This window comes from Amycolatopsis tolypomycina, assembly GCF_900105945.1.
Taxonomy (GTDB): Bacteria; Actinomycetota; Actinomycetes; order Mycobacteriales; family Pseudonocardiaceae; genus Amycolatopsis; species Amycolatopsis tolypomycina.
Genome location: NZ_FNSO01000004.1, coordinates 7,138,894 through 7,156,083, shown reverse-complemented (window position 1 = coordinate 7,156,083; position 17,190 = coordinate 7,138,894). Strand labels below are relative to the sequence as shown.

15 protein-coding genes are annotated in these 17,190 nt (G+C 72.8%); 8 read left to right on the top strand and 7 right to left on the bottom strand.

Features of this window, described 5'->3' with window-relative positions; all coding sequences use genetic code 11:
* Positions 1-25: 25 nt before the first annotated feature.
* Positions 26-1,042 (bottom strand): glycoside hydrolase family 19 protein, encoded by a 1,017-nt coding sequence (locus BLW76_RS42460; RefSeq protein ID WP_091317885.1) that lies wholly within the window; start codon positions 1,040-1,042, stop codon positions 26-28.
* A 622-nt stretch (positions 1,043-1,664) separates the two neighbouring features.
* Positions 1,665-1,913: a hypothetical protein gene (locus tag BLW76_RS42455; RefSeq protein WP_091317884.1), complete on the bottom strand. Its 249-nt coding sequence runs from the start codon at positions 1,911-1,913 to the stop codon at positions 1,665-1,667.
* A gap of 313 nt (positions 1,914-2,226) precedes the next feature.
* Between BLW76_RS42455 and BLW76_RS42450 the strand changes: the two genes are divergently transcribed.
* Entirely contained in the window at positions 2,227-2,403 is a 177-nt protein-coding gene (locus BLW76_RS42450; RefSeq protein WP_091317883.1) for a zf-HC2 domain-containing protein, read from the top strand.
* A 242-nt stretch (positions 2,404-2,645) separates the two neighbouring features.
* On the opposite strand, the gene BLW76_RS42445 is transcribed toward BLW76_RS42450, so the two are convergent.
* Positions 2,646-3,593, bottom strand: coding sequence for an Lrp/AsnC family transcriptional regulator (locus BLW76_RS42445; protein ID WP_091317882.1), 948 nt, complete (start codon positions 3,591-3,593; stop codon positions 2,646-2,648).
* Positions 3,594-3,702: 109 nt separating this feature from the next.
* Between BLW76_RS42445 and BLW76_RS42440 the strand changes: the two genes are divergently transcribed.
* Positions 3,703-5,079 carry an MFS transporter gene (locus BLW76_RS42440; protein ID WP_091317881.1) on the top strand — a complete coding sequence of 459 codons (1,377 nt, stop codon included), beginning with the start codon at positions 3,703-3,705 and terminating at the stop codon, positions 5,077-5,079.
* Here the strand turns inward: BLW76_RS42440 and BLW76_RS42435 are convergent.
* From BLW76_RS42435 to BLW76_RS42425, 3 genes are read right to left on the bottom strand one after another with little or no spacing between them, the layout of a single operon-like run.
* Positions 5,057-5,464 (bottom strand): hypothetical protein, encoded by a 408-nt coding sequence (locus BLW76_RS42435; protein WP_091317880.1) that lies wholly within the window; start codon positions 5,462-5,464, stop codon positions 5,057-5,059. The genes BLW76_RS42440 and BLW76_RS42435 overlap by 23 nt on opposite strands.
* Before the next feature lie 56 nt (positions 5,465-5,520).
* Positions 5,521-6,390, bottom strand: a complete 870-nt coding sequence (locus BLW76_RS42430; protein ID WP_091317879.1) for an oxidoreductase — start codon at positions 6,388-6,390, stop codon at positions 5,521-5,523.
* A gap of 54 nt (positions 6,391-6,444) precedes the next feature.
* Positions 6,445-7,623: a glycoside hydrolase family 3 N-terminal domain-containing protein gene (locus BLW76_RS42425; protein WP_425266044.1), complete on the bottom strand. Its 1,179-nt coding sequence runs from the start codon at positions 7,621-7,623 to the stop codon at positions 6,445-6,447.
* 152 nt (positions 7,624-7,775) lie between these two features.
* Between BLW76_RS42425 and BLW76_RS42420 the strand changes: the two genes are divergently transcribed.
* The 6 genes from BLW76_RS42420 to BLW76_RS42395 all read left to right on the top strand — a co-directional run bounded on the left by BLW76_RS42420 (position 7,776) and on the right by BLW76_RS42395 (position 13,208).
* Positions 7,776-8,354 carry a helix-turn-helix transcriptional regulator gene (locus BLW76_RS42420; RefSeq protein ID WP_091317877.1) on the top strand — a complete coding sequence of 193 codons (579 nt, stop codon included), beginning with the start codon at positions 7,776-7,778 and terminating at the stop codon, positions 8,352-8,354.
* Between the two features lie 9 nt (positions 8,355-8,363).
* The gene (locus BLW76_RS42415) at positions 8,364-9,620 is read left to right on the top strand and encodes an ABC transporter substrate-binding protein (RefSeq protein WP_091317876.1); all 1,257 of its coding nucleotides are present in this window, start codon (positions 8,364-8,366) and stop codon (positions 9,618-9,620) included.
* Between the two features lie 6 nt (positions 9,621-9,626).
* Positions 9,627-10,523 (top strand): carbohydrate ABC transporter permease, encoded by an 897-nt coding sequence (locus BLW76_RS42410; protein ID WP_091317875.1) that lies wholly within the window; start codon positions 9,627-9,629, stop codon positions 10,521-10,523.
* Positions 10,520-11,344, top strand: a complete 825-nt coding sequence (locus BLW76_RS42405; RefSeq protein WP_091317874.1) for a carbohydrate ABC transporter permease — start codon at positions 10,520-10,522, stop codon at positions 11,342-11,344. Before BLW76_RS42410 ends, BLW76_RS42405 begins: the two co-directional genes overlap by 4 nt.
* On the top strand, positions 11,341-12,678 hold the full coding sequence (locus BLW76_RS42400) for a GH1 family beta-glucosidase (RefSeq protein WP_091317873.1): 1,338 nt from the start codon (positions 11,341-11,343) through the stop codon (positions 12,676-12,678). The genes BLW76_RS42405 and BLW76_RS42400 overlap by 4 nt, the downstream gene beginning before the upstream one ends.
* Before the next feature lie 74 nt (positions 12,679-12,752).
* Entirely contained in the window at positions 12,753-13,208 is a 456-nt protein-coding gene (locus tag BLW76_RS42395) for a hypothetical protein (RefSeq protein ID WP_143060785.1), read from the top strand.
* A 75-nt stretch (positions 13,209-13,283) separates the two neighbouring features.
* Here the strand turns inward: BLW76_RS42395 and BLW76_RS42390 are convergent, their stop codons facing one another.
* On the bottom strand, positions 13,284-16,916 hold the full coding sequence (locus BLW76_RS42390) for an ATP-binding protein (RefSeq protein ID WP_091317871.1): 3,633 nt from the start codon (positions 16,914-16,916) through the stop codon (positions 13,284-13,286).
* Positions 16,917-17,190: the final 274 nt, after the last annotated feature.

Genomic DNA, 17,190 nt, shown 5'->3' with positions numbered 1-17,190 from the left:
GGGTGACACCCCGCCCGCCCTCGGCTCAGCAGTACAGGTTGGCGCCGGGGTCGACGCCGAGGACCGCCGTGATCTGGCGGTACTTGTCGACGCGGCTCTGCACCTGGGCGGGGTTGCCGCCGTTGCACTCGATGGAGCCGTTGATGCTGCGGATGGTCTCGCCGAAACCGCGGCCGTTGACCATCGCGTTGTGCGGGGTCATGGTGCCGGGGCCGCTCTGGGTGTTCCAGTACCAGAGCCCGGTCTTCCAGGCGACGGCCGAGTTCTGCTCGACCTGCCACGGGTTGCCGAGCAGGTCGATGCCGAGCGCGTCGCCGGCGGCCTTGTAGTTGAAGTTCCAGCTCAGCTGGATCGGGCCGCGGCCGTAGTAGGCGGCTTGGCCTGCCGGGCAGCCGTAGGGCTGGTTCCAGTCGCAGTAGTGCGGGTAGTTCGCGGTGTTCTGCTCGACGATGTGGACGAGGCCACCGGTTTCGTGGTTGACGTTGGCGAGGAACGCCGCGGCTTCCTGCTTCTTCACCGTGTCGCTGCCGGTGTTCGCGAAGCCGGGGTACGCCGACAGGGCCGCGGTGAGGCCGCTGTAGGTGTAGAAGGAGTTCCGGCCCGGGAAGATCTGGTTGAACTGCGTTTCGCTCACCACGAACGCGCCCGGGTTGCCGGGATCGGTGCCGCCGCCGCAGTTGTAGGGCTCCCAGTACCAGGTGCTGATGACCGGGTCGTAGCCCGGATTGGCGTTTTTGGCGCGGTAGTAGCCGCCGTTGGTGTAGCGGACGACGGCGCCGACGTCGTACCACTGGCCGGCCACCCAGTTCGGGTAGCTGCAGGTGGTGCCGCCCCCGCCGTCACAGCTGTAGGGCTCCCAGTACCAGGTGCTGATGACCGGGTCGTAGCCCGGATTGGCGTTTTTGGCGCGGTAGTAGCCACCGTTGGTGTAGCGGACGACGGCGCCGACGTCGTACCACTGGCCGGCGACCCAGTTCGGCGCACTGCACGCGGCGGCGGCGGCCTGTGCGGCGTGCCCGCTGACGGCGGGAACGCCGAACACGAGCCCGGCAACGGCGGCGACGGCGGACAGGACCGCGACAAGACGTCTTCTCAAGACTCGCTCACTCCTTCGGCCACGACAGAACCCGGACGCTGGCGCGCCCGGCGTCGAAGGTGGGTGTGCTCATCCGGCCGAGACGAACGTGACAACGGTCACTAGAGCAGATTGGTCTAGTCCAGTCAAGATTGCCGGGGGCTGTGGGCAAGGGTTGTGCGCGAACGTCCCTGTCGCGGTGCGCGATCGGCTGCGGGGGCCGCGGGCTGCGGGCAGGGACGTGGCGCCGGGGGCCGGGGGCCGCGGGTGGTCGACGGGGCCGGGGGCCGGGGCCGCGGGTGGCCGACGTGGAGCCGGGGGCCGCGGGCGGGGGACACGGCGCCGGGGCCGTGCGTGATCGGCTGCGGTAGCCGCGGGCCGCGAGTGGCCGACGTGGCGCCGGGGGCTGTGCGCGATCGGCTGTGGCAGCCGCGGGCTGCGGGCGGGCGACGTGGCACCGGGGAGCCGGGAGGCGGGAGCCGCGGCATCGGGGGCCGCGGGTCGCGGGTGGGCGATGCGGCGCGGGAGCCGAGAGCCGGGAGCCGCGGGCGGGCGACGCGGCGCGGGAGCCGCGTGCCCGCCCGGCGCGTCACCGCGCTTGCGGGATCCGCAGCTGCGCGGCCGGCGCGAGGTGCAGGATGCGCAGCAGCCTGGCCCGGCCCAGCCGGTGGAGCATCTCCCCGAGCTCCTCCGGCGCGATGCTCCCTTCGAGGTCGATCCGCGTCGTCCGGACGACGCGGTCGATCTCCGAGGCGGGGAGCCGCCCCGCGAACTCCCCGGCCAGCCACACCCCGACCTCGTCCACGACGTCGTCCGCCCGGTGGCTCCGTACGGTCATCGCTCTCCTCGTTTCGGATCGCCTTCTTGCCCAGGTCGAGCCCGGGAAATCCCGGTCCGACGCCAGTCCGACGGGTGAGCCGGGGGGCCATGACGCGGAATCGGCGAAGTTCGTGGCACAAAAGCTTTCCGTGTTCGGACGGGTGAAATCCGTGACGACCGCTGTCACTCACATGGGCTGTTGGCCCTCCGAAGTTGTCGGCCGTTCGGGTAGAAATCTGTGGAACTTCGCCGATGGCGCGTCCGTCTCAGCACCCTGGAGGCATCGGGTAGTGCGGGCGTTCCTCGCGGGACGCGGAACGGAGACGCGATCCATGGGCCGGTACGACCGGACCGACCTCGGGGCGTACAGCCTGGGGTTGCTCGACGCCGCCGACGCGGCACGGGTGGAGCGGCACCTTTCGGCGTGCCCGGACTGCCGCCAGGAGGTCCGGGAGTTCGAGGCCGTCCGCGGCATGCTCGACCACCTGGTCCAGGTGAAGTCCACTTAGGACACCGACGGGCGCGCCGGCTCGTCCCGAGCGAGCGCCCACGGCCGAACTGCGGTTTCCGGGACACCGGGCTTCCTGTGACCCGTCGCGACCTGCGCCAAGCCGCCCGCCCCGCCTCTCAGGGCGAAGCCGCGACCTGCGGCAAGCCGCCCGCCCCGCCTCTCAGGGCGAAGCCGCGACCTGCGGCAAGCCGCCCGCCCCGCCTCTCAGGGCGAAGCCGCGACCTGCGGCAAGCCGCCCCCTCAGCGCGAAGCCGCCGCCTTCACCGTGCGCAGCACCGGCGCCGTCTCCAGCGTCCGGATCGCGTCCAGCGCCCCCAGCCGCCGCGTCAAGTACCGGTGCAGGGCCGCCGCGTCCGGGCAGAGGGCCAGCGCCACCAGGTTCGCCGGCCCGGTCGTTGCGGCCACCAGGGCCAGCTCCGGGTGGGTGGCCAGCGTCCGGGCCACCCGGTCCAGCCGGGCCGGTGCCACCGCCATCCACAGCAGCGCCTGTGTGGTCGCCCCCAGTGGCTCCGGGGCGATCTCCAGGTCGAAGAACACCGTTCCGCCCGCCTGGAGGTCGGCCAGCCGGCGGGCGACGGTCGCCGGCGACCAGCCCGTGGCCGCGGCCAGCTCGGCCAAGCCCGTGCGGCCGTCGCGCTGCAACGCCGCCATCAGGGCGTCGTCCTCCCGGGTCAGTGGCTTGCCCGGGCCCGGGCGGACCGGGGTGAGCGCCGCGATCTGGGCCGCGTCGAGGGCGTTGGCCCGCCCCAGCCACGCCGTCGGGCCGCCGAAGTAGCGGTGCAGCAGCTGGTGCGCCGAGACCGCCGTGATGCTCGCCGTGCGCGGGATGTCGCGCAGCAGCAGGGCGTGGTCGCTCGCCGCCGGGGTGTGGACGTTCACGCAGATCTCCGTGCCGCCCGACATCAGCTTGATCCACGCCGTGTCCGCGCGGCGGGCCAGCGCCTGGGCGAGGTCCTGTGCCGTGTGCGGCGTCGCCGTCAGGCGGACCATCCACTCCGCCTGCCCCGCCCGCTGCGGATCCGGCAGGCCCACCACGCGAAGCGACGCCTCCTCGCGGAGCCGGCGGTAGCGCCGGGCCACGGTCTGCGTCGAGACGCCGAGGACGTCGCCGATCTTCGTGAACGGGGCCCGGCCGTCGAGGTGCAGTGCGTGGACCAGCGCCCGGTCGACGTCGTCCAGGGTGGTCATATCCCTCATTGAACCGCAAGACATAGAAGAAATCAGCAAATTCGCGCGGACAACTGGAATGAAACGATGCTCGGCAGTGAGGGTGGGCGCGAACGAAAGGAGACCTCCTGTGCCCACCCTGACGCGTCACCGGTGGCGCTGGGCCGCACTCGCCGTGCTGCTCGCCGCCGAGGCCATGAACCTGCTCGACGCCACGATCGTGCAGGTCGCCGGGCCGGCCATACACGCCGAACTCCCCGGCCCGGCCGCCGACATCCCGTGGTTCAGCGCGGCCTACACGCTGCCCTTCGCCGCGTTCCTCATCACCGGCGGCCGGCTCGGCGACGTCCTCGGCCGGGCCAGGGTGTTCAAGCTCGGCGTGGCCGCCTTCGTCCTCGCGTCGCTCGCCTGCGCGGCCGCGCCGGACGCCGGGCTGCTGATCGGCGCCCGTGCCGTCCAGGGCGCCGCGGCCGCGCTGGTCATCCCGCAGACCATCGGCCTCATCCGCGCCCTCTTCGACGGCGACGAGCTCGCGAAGGCCCTCGGCGGCATCGGGCCGGTGATGGGCCTGTCCGCGGTCACCGGGCCGCTGCTCGGCGGGCTGCTGACGCAGGCGGTCTCCTGGCGGGCGGCGTTCCTCGTGAACGTCCCGCTCGGGCTCGCGGTGCTTCTCGCCGCACGCCTCCTGCGGGAGGACCGGGCCGCCACCCGGCCCCGGCTCGACCTCGCCGGCACGGCGCTCGTCGTCGCCGGCGCCGGGCTGCTCGTCTACCCGCTGATCGACCCCGCGGGGCCGAACTGGGGCCTGCTCGCCGCCGGCGCGGTGCTGCTGGCCGTCTTCGGCTTCCACCAGCGCCGGGCGGCCGCGCCACTGGTCGAGCCGAGCCTGTTCACCCACCGCGGTTTCCCGGCCGCGCTGGCCGGGTCGCTGCTGTTCTTCGCCGTGATGACGGGCCTGATGCAGGTGGTGCCGATGCAGCTGCAGCTCGGCATGGGCGCCGACGTCCGGACGGCGGGCCTGACGCTGCTGCCGCTGTCGGCCGGGCTCGCCGTGTCGTCGTACGTCGCCGGCGCCCGGCTGGTGCCGAAGTTCGGTTCACGCGTGATGTTCGCCGGGCTGGCCCTGCTGCTCACGGGGATCCTGGCCGCCCTCACGGCGGGGGCGGGCGCGTACCCGTGGGCGCTGGCGCTGTGCGGGCTCGGGATGGGGACTTTCACGGTGCCGTTCTTCACCGCGGCCCTGCACCGGGTCCGGCCGGCCGAGACGGGCTCGGCCGCCGGGCTGCTCAACGCGGTGCAGCAGCTCGGCGGCACGCTCGGGGTGGCCGCGCTCGGCGGGCTTTACCTCGGGACCGGGACGGTGGCCGCGGCGCTCGGCGTTGCTGCCGCCCTCGTGGTGGCCGCCGCGGTCGCCGTTGTTCCGCTCACCACTCGCGAGGGGTCCGGGTGGCGGAGCCCCCGGCCCGGGGCAGCGCCCCGGGAAATCAGTAGTCGTCGCGGCCGGTGAACTGCTGCTCCAGCAGCTCGGCCGCGCCGGCGACCAGCTCCAGCGGGTCGGTGAACTCGTTGATGTCGAGGTTGATCAGGGGCAGCGAGTGCCGCAGGACGACGTGCTCGCCCATCACCGCGAGGCCGCCGACCACGATCGCGTCGCCGACCTCGGTCAGCACCTCGAGGAGGTCGACCTGCTCGTGCCGGGCGAACGGGGTGGCGATCTGGACCCAGTCCTCGCGCTGGTCGAGGATTTCGCGGGCGATCACGACGATCTGCGCGCGCTGTTCGGTGTCGGGGTCGTCGCCGAACACGAGCCGGATGCGGATTTCGTCGGGCTCGTCGCGCACCACCCGGTACGACTCCCTGATGTACGCGACCAGATCGCCCCACTCCGCCACGGTCTCTCCGTTCTCGTGCTGTGCGAGCGCTCAGCGTAGCGATCAGGCCGTAGCGATCAGGCCGCGCCGATCCGGTCCAGATCGGCCAGCACGTCCGGGGGCAGCTCGAGCGAAGCGGCAGCCAGGTTCTCCCGCAGGTGCGCGGGCGACGACGTCCCGGGGATCAGCAGCATCGACGGCGACCGCTGCAGCAGCCAGGCGAGCGCGACCTGCATCGGCGTGGCGCCCACCCGGGCGGCGCAGTCGTCGAGCAGCCCCGACTGCAGCGGGCTGAAGCCGCCGAGCGGGAAGTACGGCACGAAGGCGATGCCCTCGGCGGCGCACTTGTCGACGAGGTCGTCGCTCTCCCGGTGGGCCAGGTTGTACTGGTTCTGCACGCAGACGACCGGCGCGATCGCCTTCGCCTCGTCGAGCTGCTCGGCGCTGACGTGGCTGACGCCGAGGTGCCGGATCAGCCCCTGCTCCCGCAGCTCGGCGAGCACCCCGAAGGGTTCGGCGAGCGACATCGGCACGGGGTAGTCCAAAGCGGCGTTGCTCAGCCGCAGGTTGACGACGTCGAGCGCGTCGACGCCGAGGTTGCGCAGGTTGTCGTGCACGGCTTCGGTGAGGTCCGCGGCCGACAGCGCGGCCGGCCAGCCCTTGTCCTCGCTCCGCCGCGCGCCCACCTTCGTCACGATGACGAGCGACTCGGGGTAGGGGTGCAGGGCTTCCTTGATCAGCGCGTTCACCGTGTGCGGGCCGTAGTAGTCGCTGGTGTCGAGGTGGGTGACCCCGCGCTCGACGGCCTCCCGCAGCACGGCGACGGCGGTGTCGTGGTCCTTCGGCGGTCCCCAGACACCGGGCCCGGCCAGCTGCATGGCGCCGTAACCCATGCGGGTCACCGGGAGTTCGCCGCCGAGGTGGTAGGTGCCGCCGAGGTCCGCCATGCCGCTCCTTGGTCCGGGTGCCGTCGCGGGAAAGTTTAGGCTCGGCCGCGAAACTCAGCAGAGTCCCTTGCCCCGCAGCACGCGCGTGACCGACTCCTGCACCCGCGTCTTCGGCAGCTCCCCGCTCTGCACGGCCTTGACCAGCCGGTCCAGCACCACGTCCACGCGGCCCCCGGACGACCACAGCGCCTGGTCCGCGCCGGCCTGCAGCGCCTTCAGCACCGCCTCCGGCAGCGGGTACTGCGCGGTGATCGCCTTCATCGCGCCGAGGTCGTCGGTCACCACCGGGCCGTCGAACGCGAATTCGCCGCGCAGCAGCCGGTAGGCGGCCGGCGACAGGGACGCCGGGACGCCGTCGGTCAGGTCCGGCACGTCGAGGTGGCCGACCATCACCGCGACCGGGCCGTAGTCGGCGATGCCCCGGTACGGCACCAGGTCGACCGCGCGCAGCTTGCCGAGCGGCGGCGTGACGACCGTGCCCTTGTGGGAGTCGCCCGAGCCGTGGCCGTGGCCGGGGAAGTGCTTCAGCACCGGCTGGATCCCGGCGTCGCGCAGGCCTTCCGCAAACGCTTTCGCGTACGTCTTCACCCGCGCCGGGTCGGGGCTGAACGACCGGTCGCCGATCACGTCGCCGTCGGGGGCGTCCGTGACGTCGGTGTCCGGGGCGAAGTCCACCGTCACCCCGCGGGCGCGCAGCTGGCGGCCCCGCTCGGCCGCCAGCTCGCGGACCTCGGCCGGGGACTTCTTCTCGGCCATCGTCCTGGCCGAGGGCAGGTCGCCGTCGAGGTCGTCGATGCGCTGGACGCGGCCGCCCTCTTCGTCGACCGACACCGCCACCGGCACCTTGGCCACCGCCTGGACGGCGGCCAGCGAACGGTCTTTCAACAACGCTGTTGCGTTACCCCCGACGAAGATCCCGCCGACCTGGTGGTCGCGCACCAGGGACACGGTGGCCGCCGGGTTGTCGCCGGAGACGCCCACGACGACCAGCTGCGCGACCTGCGCGCGGTCGTCGAGCCCGGCCGCCAGTGACGCGCAGTCGTCCGGCCGCGCGAGCCGGGACGTGGGCGCCGGAGCGGCGGGCGGGGGAGCCACCGGGTCGGGCACCGGCCGGTCGGCGGTCCGGGGGACCGCCAGCCCGGACACGGTCCGCGGTTGCAGGCCCGCGACCAGCGAACACCCGGCTATGACGGCGAACGCCACCCCGGAGGCGGCGAGAAATCGGCGGTTCATCGGTCCCTTCACTCGTTCGTGGGTGCCCCCGACCGTAGTCGACGTCCAACTTCACGGCGTGAAGAATGTGGTCGCGTGCGGTAGAGAATTCGTGAAGGCGTCCTCAGCAGACTGGCCGGAGTCAGGAATCGTCGTGGGCGGAGGAGGGTTCGATGGACCAGGTGCGAGTGGCGGCGTGGGCGTCCGACCCGATCGCACTGGCCGGGCTGATCAACCACCTGAAGTCCCGCCCGGAGCTGCTGGTCCTGCCGCGCGCCCGCCGGGGCGAGGCCGCCGTGCTGGTGTTCGCCGTCGGCGAGGTCGACCGCGAGGCCGTCGCCGCGCTGCGGGCCGCGGCCGCCGAGTCGCCGGCCGCGATCGTGCTGGTCGCGGGGCACGTCGACCCCGCGCACGTCGGCCTGCTCGCCGACTGCCACGTCTCGGCCGTGCTGCCGCGGACCGCGCTCGACCGGCTCACCGCGAACGTGCTCGCCGCGGCCAGGGGCCGCACCTCCCCGCTGCGCGCGCAGGTCGAGGCCCTCGCCGCCGAGCACGGCGCCGCGGCACTCACGCCGCGCGAGGTGGATGTGCTTCGCCTGATGGCCGAAGGCTGGGACACTGCCGAGATCGCGGGCAAGCTCTGCTACTCGGAGCGGACCGTGAAGAACGTCATCTACGCCATGACCAACCGGCTCAACCTGCGCAACCGGCCGCACGCGGTCGCGTACGCCGTGCGGGCCGGTGTGATCTGAGGAAGCCTGTTGCGAACGATCGCCCGCCGGACCGCGCTCGTGGTCGCCGCGCTGATCCCGCTCGCCGCCTGCGGTCCGGGTGACGCCGAGGGGAAGACGAAGCTCACCATCGCGACCTTCGGCGAATTCGGCTACGCGCCCCTGATCGCCGAGTACGAGAAGCTGCACCCGGACATCACGGTGCAGAACCGCGTCACCGACTTCGACACCCACCACAAGGGGCTCGCGACGCAGCTGGCCACCGGGCACGGCGCCGCCGACGTCGTCGCGATCGAAGAGCAGTACATGCCGCAGTACCGGAAGGCGAAGGACAAGTTCGCCGACCTGGCCGGCTACGGCGCCCGCGAGCTGGAAAAGCAGTGGGTGCCGTGGAAGTGGGCGCAGGGCACGGACGGCGCCTTCGTGCTGGGCCTCGGCACGGACATGGGCAGCCTCGCCCTCTGCTACCGCCGCGACCTGTTCGCGGCCGCGGGCCTGCCCACCGGCCGCGACGAGGTCGCGAAGCTGATGCCGGACTGGGCCGCCTACGCCGCCACCGCCGAGCGGTTCACCGCCAAGACGCCGGGCGTGAAGTTCGCCGACTCGGCGGGGACCGTCTACACGGCGATGCTCAACCAGTCGCCGGAGAACTACTTCTCCCAGCGCGACGACTCCTTCATCGCCGACCGCAACCCGAGCGTGCGCAACGCCTTCTTCCTCTCCGGCGGCCTGGCCGCGAAGGGGCAGACAGCGGCGGCGACCACGTTCACCCAGGCGTGGAACGTGGCGATCAAGCAGGGTTCCTTCGCCACCGTCGCCTGTCCCGCGTGGATGCTCAGCCAGATCAAGGAAGCCGGCGGGGACGCGGGCCGCGGGAAGTGGGACGTCACCACCGTGCCCGGCAAGAGCGGCAACCAGGGCGGTTCGTTCCTGACCGTGCCGAAGCAGGGCGAACACCAGCAGCAGGCCTACGAGCTCGCCCGGTGGCTGACCGCGCCGGACCAGCAGAAGAAGCTCTTCCTCTCCGACGGAATCCTGCCCAGCGAGCCCGTGGTCTACGAAGATCCGCAGGTCGTCGCGCACACGGATGCGTATTTCGGCGACGCCCCGATCGGGCGGATCTTCGCCGCGTCCGCCGAGCAGCTGCGCCCGAACTACCGCGGCCTGCGCGACGCCGACGTCCGGCCCGAATTCGGCCGCGCGCTCGGGCGCATCGAGGAAGGCACCGACACCGTCGAGCAGGCCTGGGCGGAAGCCGTCCAGCAGGCCCAAGCCGCCCTGAAGTAGCCGCGCGTGCCGCACCGCCTCGACCGCACGGTCACGCCGTTGCTGTTCGTCGCGCCCTTCTTCGCCCTGTTCGTCGTCTTCGGCGCCTTCCCGCTGCTGTACACGGCGTGGGTTTCGCTGCACGACTGGAACCTGCTCGAAGGCGACCGAGGTGGCTTCGGCCTCGCCAACTACGGCGACCTGCTCACCGATCCGCACTTCTACAACGCGCTCGCCAACACGGTCTCGATCTTCCTGCTCGCCGCGGTCCCGGAATTCCTGCTGGCGCTGGGCATCGCGGCCCTGCTCGACCGGCCGCTGCGCGCGGCGACCTGGTGGCGCACCGGCGTCCTGCTGCCGAACGTCGTGTCCGTCGTCGCCGTCGGGCTGGTGTTCGGGCAGCTGTTCAGCCGCGACTACGGCGTCGTCAACGAGGTCCTCGGCTGGTTCGGCATCGGGCCGGTCAACTGGCGGGCGTCGACCTGGACGTCGCACTTCGCCGTGGCGAGCATGGTGCTCTGGCGCTGGACCGGCTACAACGCCCTGATCTACCTGGCCGCGATGCAGGCCGTCCCCGGCGACCTGTACGAAGCCGCGGAGCTCGACGGCGCCTCGCGGTGGCGGACGTTCTGGTCGATCACCGTGCCGGGTATCCGGCCCGCGCTGGCCTTCACCGCGATCGCCGGCACGGTCAACGGCCTGCAGCTGTTCGCCGAGCCGCAGCTGTTCGACGCCGGCGGCTCGGCAGGCACCGGCGGCAACGACCGCCAGTTCCAGACGCTGGTGATGTACCTGTACGAGAAGGGGTTCACGCACCTCGACGCCGGTTACGCGGCCGCGTTGACCTGGGTGATGTTCGTGGTCTGCGCGCTGTTCGCGCTGGTCAACTACCGGCTGGTGCGCCGGTTCGTGAGGGCGGCGTGACGGCGCGGCGGCGGCCGGGCGGCTGGGTGTACGCCGTGCTGACCGGGGTGCTCGGCGCGTCGGTGTTCCCGCTGTACTGGTCGTTCGTCGTGGCCACGCGCGACAACGCGGCGATCGGGGAGACGTCGCCGCTGCTGCTGCCGGGCGGGAACCTGGCCGGGAACGTGCGGCGCGTCTTCGACACCGTCGACTTCTGGCTGGCCATCGGGAACTCGCTGATCGTGGCGACCACGGTCATGGTGGCCAACGTCGTGCTGGCGAGCCTCGCCGGGTTCGCCTTCGCGCGGCTGCGCTTCCCGGGCCGCAACACGCTGTTCCTGCTGGTCGTCGGCTCGGCGATGGTGCCGGCGCAGCTCGGCGTCATCCCGCTGTACCTGGTCGTGGGCGACCTCGGCTGGTACGGGCGGCTCGAAGCGGTGATCGTGCCGGCGCTGGTCAGCGCGTTCAGCGTGTTCTGGATGCGGCAGGCGTGCGAGAACGCGATCAGCCCGGACCTCGTCGACGCCGCGACCGTCGACGGCTGTTCGATCCTGCGCACCTACTGGCACGTGGCCGTGCCGGCCCTGCGCGCACCGGCCGCGGTGCTCGCGATGCTGACGTTCATGGCCACCTGGAACGACTACTTCTGGCCGCTGGTCGTCCTCGACCCCAACGAGACGCCGACCGTGCAGGTCGCGCTGTCCCAGCTGGCCAGCGGCTACTACACGGACTACGCGCTGATGCTCACCGGCGCGACCGTCGCCGTCGTGCCGGTCATCGCGTTGTTCCTGCTGCTGGGCCGCCACGTCGTGCGGGGCATCCTGAAAGGGGCACCGGTATGACCTTCCCGGCGGGCTTCCTGTGGGGCGCGGCCACCGCGTCCTACCAGGTCGAGGGCGCTGTCACCGAAGGCGGCCGCGGACCGTCCATCTGGGACACCTTCGCGGCGACCGAAGGCAAGGTGCTCGGCGGTGCGACCGGTGCCGTCGCCTGCGACCACTACCACCGCTACGCCGACGACATCGGCCTGCTGGCCGGCCTCGGCCTGAACGCGTACCGGTTTTCGGTGGCCTGGCCGCGGGTGATGCCGGACGGCCGGACGCCGTCCGCGGCCGGGCTCGCCTTCTACGACCGGCTGGTCGACGAGCTGCTGAGCCGGGACATCGTGCCGGTGCTGACGCTCTACCACTGGGACCTGCCGCAGGCGCTCGAAGACGCGGGCGGCTGGCCCTCGCGGGACACGGCTTCGCGGTTCGCCGACTACGCCGCCGTCGTGCACGCGGCGCTCGGCGACCGCGTGCGCCAGTGGACGACGATCAACGAGCCGTTCTGCGCGGCGTTCCTCGGCTACGGCAGCGGCGTGCACGCACCCGGTGGCCAGGACCACGGCACGGCGCTGGTCGCGGCCCACCACCTGCTGCTGGCGCACGGCCTGGCGACCCGCGCGCTCACCGGGCCGGGTCACGAGTTCTCCCTGGCGCTGAACTTCGCGCCGGCGATCGCGGACGGTTCGTCACCGGCGCACGCCGAGGCGGCCCGGAAGTTCGACGGCATCCACAACCGGTTCTTCCTGGACCCGGTGCTGGGCCGCGGCTACCCCTCGGACGTGGTGGCGGCCGCGGGCCGGTTCGTCGAGTGCGTCCGCGACGGCGACACGGACACCATCGCGGCCCCGATCGACTGGCTGGGCGTCAACTACTACGCCCCGGCCCGTGTGACGCCGCTCGAGGACCCGCAGGCGCCGAGCAACTGCCCGCTGCCGACGTTGCGCGGCTTGGACGTCCTGCCGGCGCGGCCGCCGGTGACGGCGTTCGGCTGGGAGCAGTCGCCGTCGACGCTCACTTCGCTGCTCACGTGGATTTCTTCGCGTTCCGATCTCCCGCTGGTGGTGGCGGAAAACGGAGCGTCCTTTGTGGACACCGTCGTGGACGGCCGCGTGTACGACGCGGCCCGGGTGAACTACTTCATGGAGCACCTGCGGGCGGTGCGCGACGCCCTTGACCTCGGGGTCGACGTCCGCGGGTACTTCGCGTGGTCGCTGCTGGACAACTTCGAGTGGGCGATGGGGTACACGCAACGGTTCGGCCTGGTCCACGTCGACTTCGAGACCCAGCGGCGGACGGTCAAGGAGTCGGGCCGCTACCTGGGCCGGGTCGCCAAGGCCAACGCGCTGTGATCCGTGATTCCGAACTTGATCTTCGTCCGGAATGCCAGTACGGTCCGGTTCACACCAACCTAGGGGGATATGCAGTGAGGATTCGACAGCGCCGGATCGTGGCGGTCATCGGAATCGTGGTGGGCTTCCTGGCCGCCGGTGTCCTGCCCGCGCAGGCCGCGCCCGCAGTCAGTGGCGCCGCTCAGTCCGCGTCCGTCGCGGCCGCCGAGCCGTCGACGTCGCCGGCTCCGTCCCGGCGCGTCTGGGTCTCGGTCGGCGAGGTGCACGACTGCCCGACCGGCTACGCCTGTGCCACGCCGAGCTGGGGGTCCAACGGTGGCTGGGAGTTCCAGTTCTACAACTACGGCACGTATTCGCTGAACAACTTCACCGGCGACACGGGCTCCGTCGTCAACAGCCAAACCGGGAACGCGGGCATGCGGCTTCTCGACCAGAACGGCAGGCTGATCCGGTGCCAGTGGGCGGGGACAGGCGACTACGTCAACTGGGATCCGGTCTGGTACATCCAGCTGTCGGCCACGCCCTGCTGACACGGGCACGCCAGTAGTTCGGTGAGCACCGACCCGGCCGGGTCGGTGCTCACCGGGTTTTCCAGTAGTTCCAGGTCAGCCGGACGCGCGCCGGCGGACGGCGTCGGCGACGCCGGAACGTGACGGCGTCTCCAGCTTGCCCAGCAGGCGGGCCACGTGGGCCTGGACCGTCCGCCGCGGCAGGGACAGCTCCGCCGCGATGTCCGGGTTGGAGCGGCCTTCCGCGACCAGCCCGGCGATGCGGACCTCGATCGGCGTCAGCGACTCCCAGCCGTGGCCCGGCCGGATCGGCGAGAACAGGGCACCCCGGCGGACACCCAGGCGGCGCAGCCGGGTCTCCGCACGCCGCAAGTCCCACCTCGCCGCCAGCGCCGTGTACAGCTCGGCCGCCTCCTCGAATGCCGCGTGCGCCGCGTCCAGGCGGCCCGCGCGGGCCAGCAGCACCGCCGCGTCCTCCAGGGCCGAGGCCAGCTCCGGACGGCGGCCGACCGCGCGGAAGTGCTCGGCCGTCGCCAGCACCGGCGCCGGGTCCTCCTCGATCAGCCCGCGGCACCACGACGCCGCCGCGTGCGCCCGTGCCGGACGTCGCTCCTTCGCCGCTTCCTCCTCGCACACCGCCAAAGCGCGCCGGGCGCGGCCGACGTCGTCCTGCTCCATCGCCAGCCGCACGAACGCCGGCAGCCACTGGTGGCGCAGCATCATCTGCGCGTACGTCGGGTTCAGGATCGGCTCCAGCACCGCCAGCGCGCGGACGCGGTCGCCGCGCTGCTCGGCCGCCAGCGCGTCGGCGACCAGCAGGAAGTCGAAGCTCTCGCGCTCGGCGCCGGTGGCGGGCGCGTACTCCTCCGCCGCGTCGAGGTGGGCCGCCGCCTGGGCGCGGTCGTCGCGGCGGCCCGCGATCAGCGCCGCGACGCCGTGCAGCAGCAGCGCCGCCGGGCCCGGCTCGCGCAGGCCGTAGAACGTGATCGCCGGGCCGTCCTCGATGACCGTGTCCAGCTCGACCAGCGCCTCGTCCCAGCGGCCTTCCCAGTACCGGTGCACCGCGGCGGACACCTGCAGCCCGACCGGCAACGCGTGCCGTGCCGCGACTTCGCCCGCCGCGCGCAGGGCCTCGCCCGCCTCGGCAAGGCGGTCGAGGTTCTGCAGCGTGAAGACACGGTTGTCGAGCAGGTCCAGGTGCAGGTCGGCCAGCTCGTGCTCGTCGCCGACGGCCTCGATCGCCGCGTCGATGTGGGCGAGCGCGCGGTCGTGCTCGCGGCGCACCGAATCGACCAGCCACAACGACTGCAGCGCGTGCGCGGTCAGGTAGCGGTCGCCGCCGGCGCGTGCTTTCGTCTCGTGCGCGGTCTTCTCCGCGGTGTCCAAATCGGACAGGCTGCCGCGGCGGAAGTTCGCCAGGAGCTGCCGGTGTTTCACCCGCCAGAGCTCCGGCACGGCCGGGTCGTCGACCTGGGCAGCCAGCGTCGCGACGGCGCCTTCGGTGTCGCCACGGCGGTGCCGCAGCGCCGCGAGCACGTGCCGCATCTCCTCGACGGCGTCCGGCTCGGTGGCGACGTCGAGTGCCTGCCGCGCCAGGGCTTCCGGGCTGCGTTCCAGCCGGAACAGCACCTTGACCAGGGCCACGAGCAGCGTCTCCCGGCGCGGGTCGGTGCCGGGGCACGCGGCCAGCGCGCGTTCCAGCAGCTCGACGGCGATCAGCGGGGCCCGGGTCGACACGGCGGCGTGGTGCGCGGCGAGCCAGTCCAGCACCCATTCGTCCACTGTGGCCGGTGCGGCCACCAGCTGCTCGGCCACGCGCTTGACGGGAGCGCCGATCCCGGCGAGCGCCTCGGCGGCCTGCCGGTGCAGCGCCGCCCGCGTCCCGGCCAGCAGCCGGTCGTACAACGCCTGGCGCAGCAACGGGTGCCGGAACGCCAGCTGCGTCCCGGTGTCGATGAGCACGTTCGCCGCGACGGCTTCTTCCAGCGGCGCCAGCAGGTCGGACGGCCGGCTGCCGAGCACCGCGGCGACGTCGCCGACGGCGAACTCCATGCCCAGCAACGCCCCCCAGCGCAGCACTTCCTGGGTCCGCGCCGTGAGGAAGTCCAGCCGCCGGTCGACCGCGGCGACCAGCGACCGCGGGGCCTCGAACTCCGCCGGGTCGTCGACGTCGGCCTGGCCGCCGCTCACCTCCACCGCGCCGGCGCGGCGCAGGACGTCGACCATTTCCTTGACGTACAACGGGTTCCCGGCACCGCGGGCGGCCAGCTCGCGCAGCCCCGGCCCGGGCGGCGCCCCGAGCTGGTCTTCGATCAGCCTGCCGACGTCCTCGCCGGTCAGCGGCGCGAGGTCGAGGACGACGCCGTCCCGCGCCTGGACGCCGCGCCGCAGCTGGGCGAGCTCGGCGCGGTCCGGCGCCGGGCGCGTCGCGGCCACGAGCAGCAGCGGCAGCTGGCGGGTCGCCGCGCAGAGCCGGTGCCAGACCAGCACGGAAGCCTCGTCGGCCCACTGGAGGTCGTCGAGCACCAGCACCTGCGGCGACTGCGCGCACAGCTCGTCGACCAGGGCCAGCAGCCGGTCGACGGCGCCGAGCACCGGGTCGGCCGGGCCCCAGCTGCGCCGCGCCGGGCCTTCACCCGCGAGTTCCTTCGCCACCCGCGCGCGCCGCGGGTCGGGCGAGTGCGCGTCGATCGCCAGGCACTCCAGCACGACCTGCAGCGGGAACCGGGTGCTCAGCTCGTCGGCGGCCGCCTGGAGCCGCTGGAAGCCGGGGCCGTCCGGCAGCGCGGAGGTGAGCAGCGCGGACTTGCCGATCCCGGCGTCGCCTTCGATCCAGACGGCCCGCCCCCGGCCGGCGCGGACGTCAGCGACGAGCTCGGCGAGCCGTGCCTGCTCGGCTTCCCGGCCGAACAGCCGGTGCCCGGTGACGACGACCGGCGGCGCGGGCGCGTCGAGCGCGGGGTCCTGGGCGAGGATCTGCCGCTGGAGCCGTTGCAGCGTGGCGCCGGGTTCGACGCCGAGTTCCGTGACGAGCGTGGCACGGGCGTCGCGGAAGACGTCGAGCGCGTCGGCGGGCCGCCCGCTGCGGTAGAGGGCGAGCATGAGCGATTCCCGCAGCGACTCGCGCAGCGGGTGTTCCCCGGCCAGCACGGCGAGTTCCGGCGCGAGGTCGACGTGCCCCCCGAGGGCGAGCACGGCTTCGGCCCGCCGTTCGAGGGTGTCCAGCCGGAGTTCGGCCAGGTATTCGCGGTGCCGTTCGGCGAACCCGCCGGGCACGCCGGAGAGGGCTTCGCCCTGCCAGAGCGCGAGAGCGTCGTCGAGTTCGGCGACGGCGGCCCCGGGGTCACCCTGCTCGAGGTGCCGTCGCGCGCGTTCGCGGTGCCGTTCGAAGAGGGCCGCGTCGAGCGCGTCTTCGCCGAGCAGGAGCGAGTACCCGGCGGGGTCCGAGACGAGGACGCTGGCGGCCGACCACCGCGAGCGGCCGGGCTCGAGCGCCCGCCGCAGCCCGGAGACGTAGGTGTGGACGCTGCCTTCGACGCTGGCCGGGGCGGAGTCACCCCAGACACCGTCGATCAGTTCGGCCCGCGGCACGGGCCGGCCGGCGTTGACGGCGAGCACCGCGAAGATGGCGCGCTGACGGGCGGGGCCGAGGCCGATTTCGGCCGCCCCGCGCCAGGCCCGCAGCGGGCCGAGCACCCCGACCCGCAGGCCCGGGTCTTCGCCTGGCATGTCGTTGCCGTCCCCTCTGGGACTCGCGCCCAGACCCCATCCCCCAGGGACTACTACTCAGGTGACCTTACCGACGTGGCAACCCCGGAAAGGTTGCGCGCACCCAACCGCCCCAATGTGGCGTTGGGTGCGTTGGATGCACCGAACGCCGCATTGGGTGCGTTGGATGCACCGAACGCCGCATTGGGTGCGTTGGATGCACCGAACGCCGCATTGGGTGCGTTGGATGCACCGAACGCCGCATTGGGTGCGTTGGATGCACCGAACGCCGCAT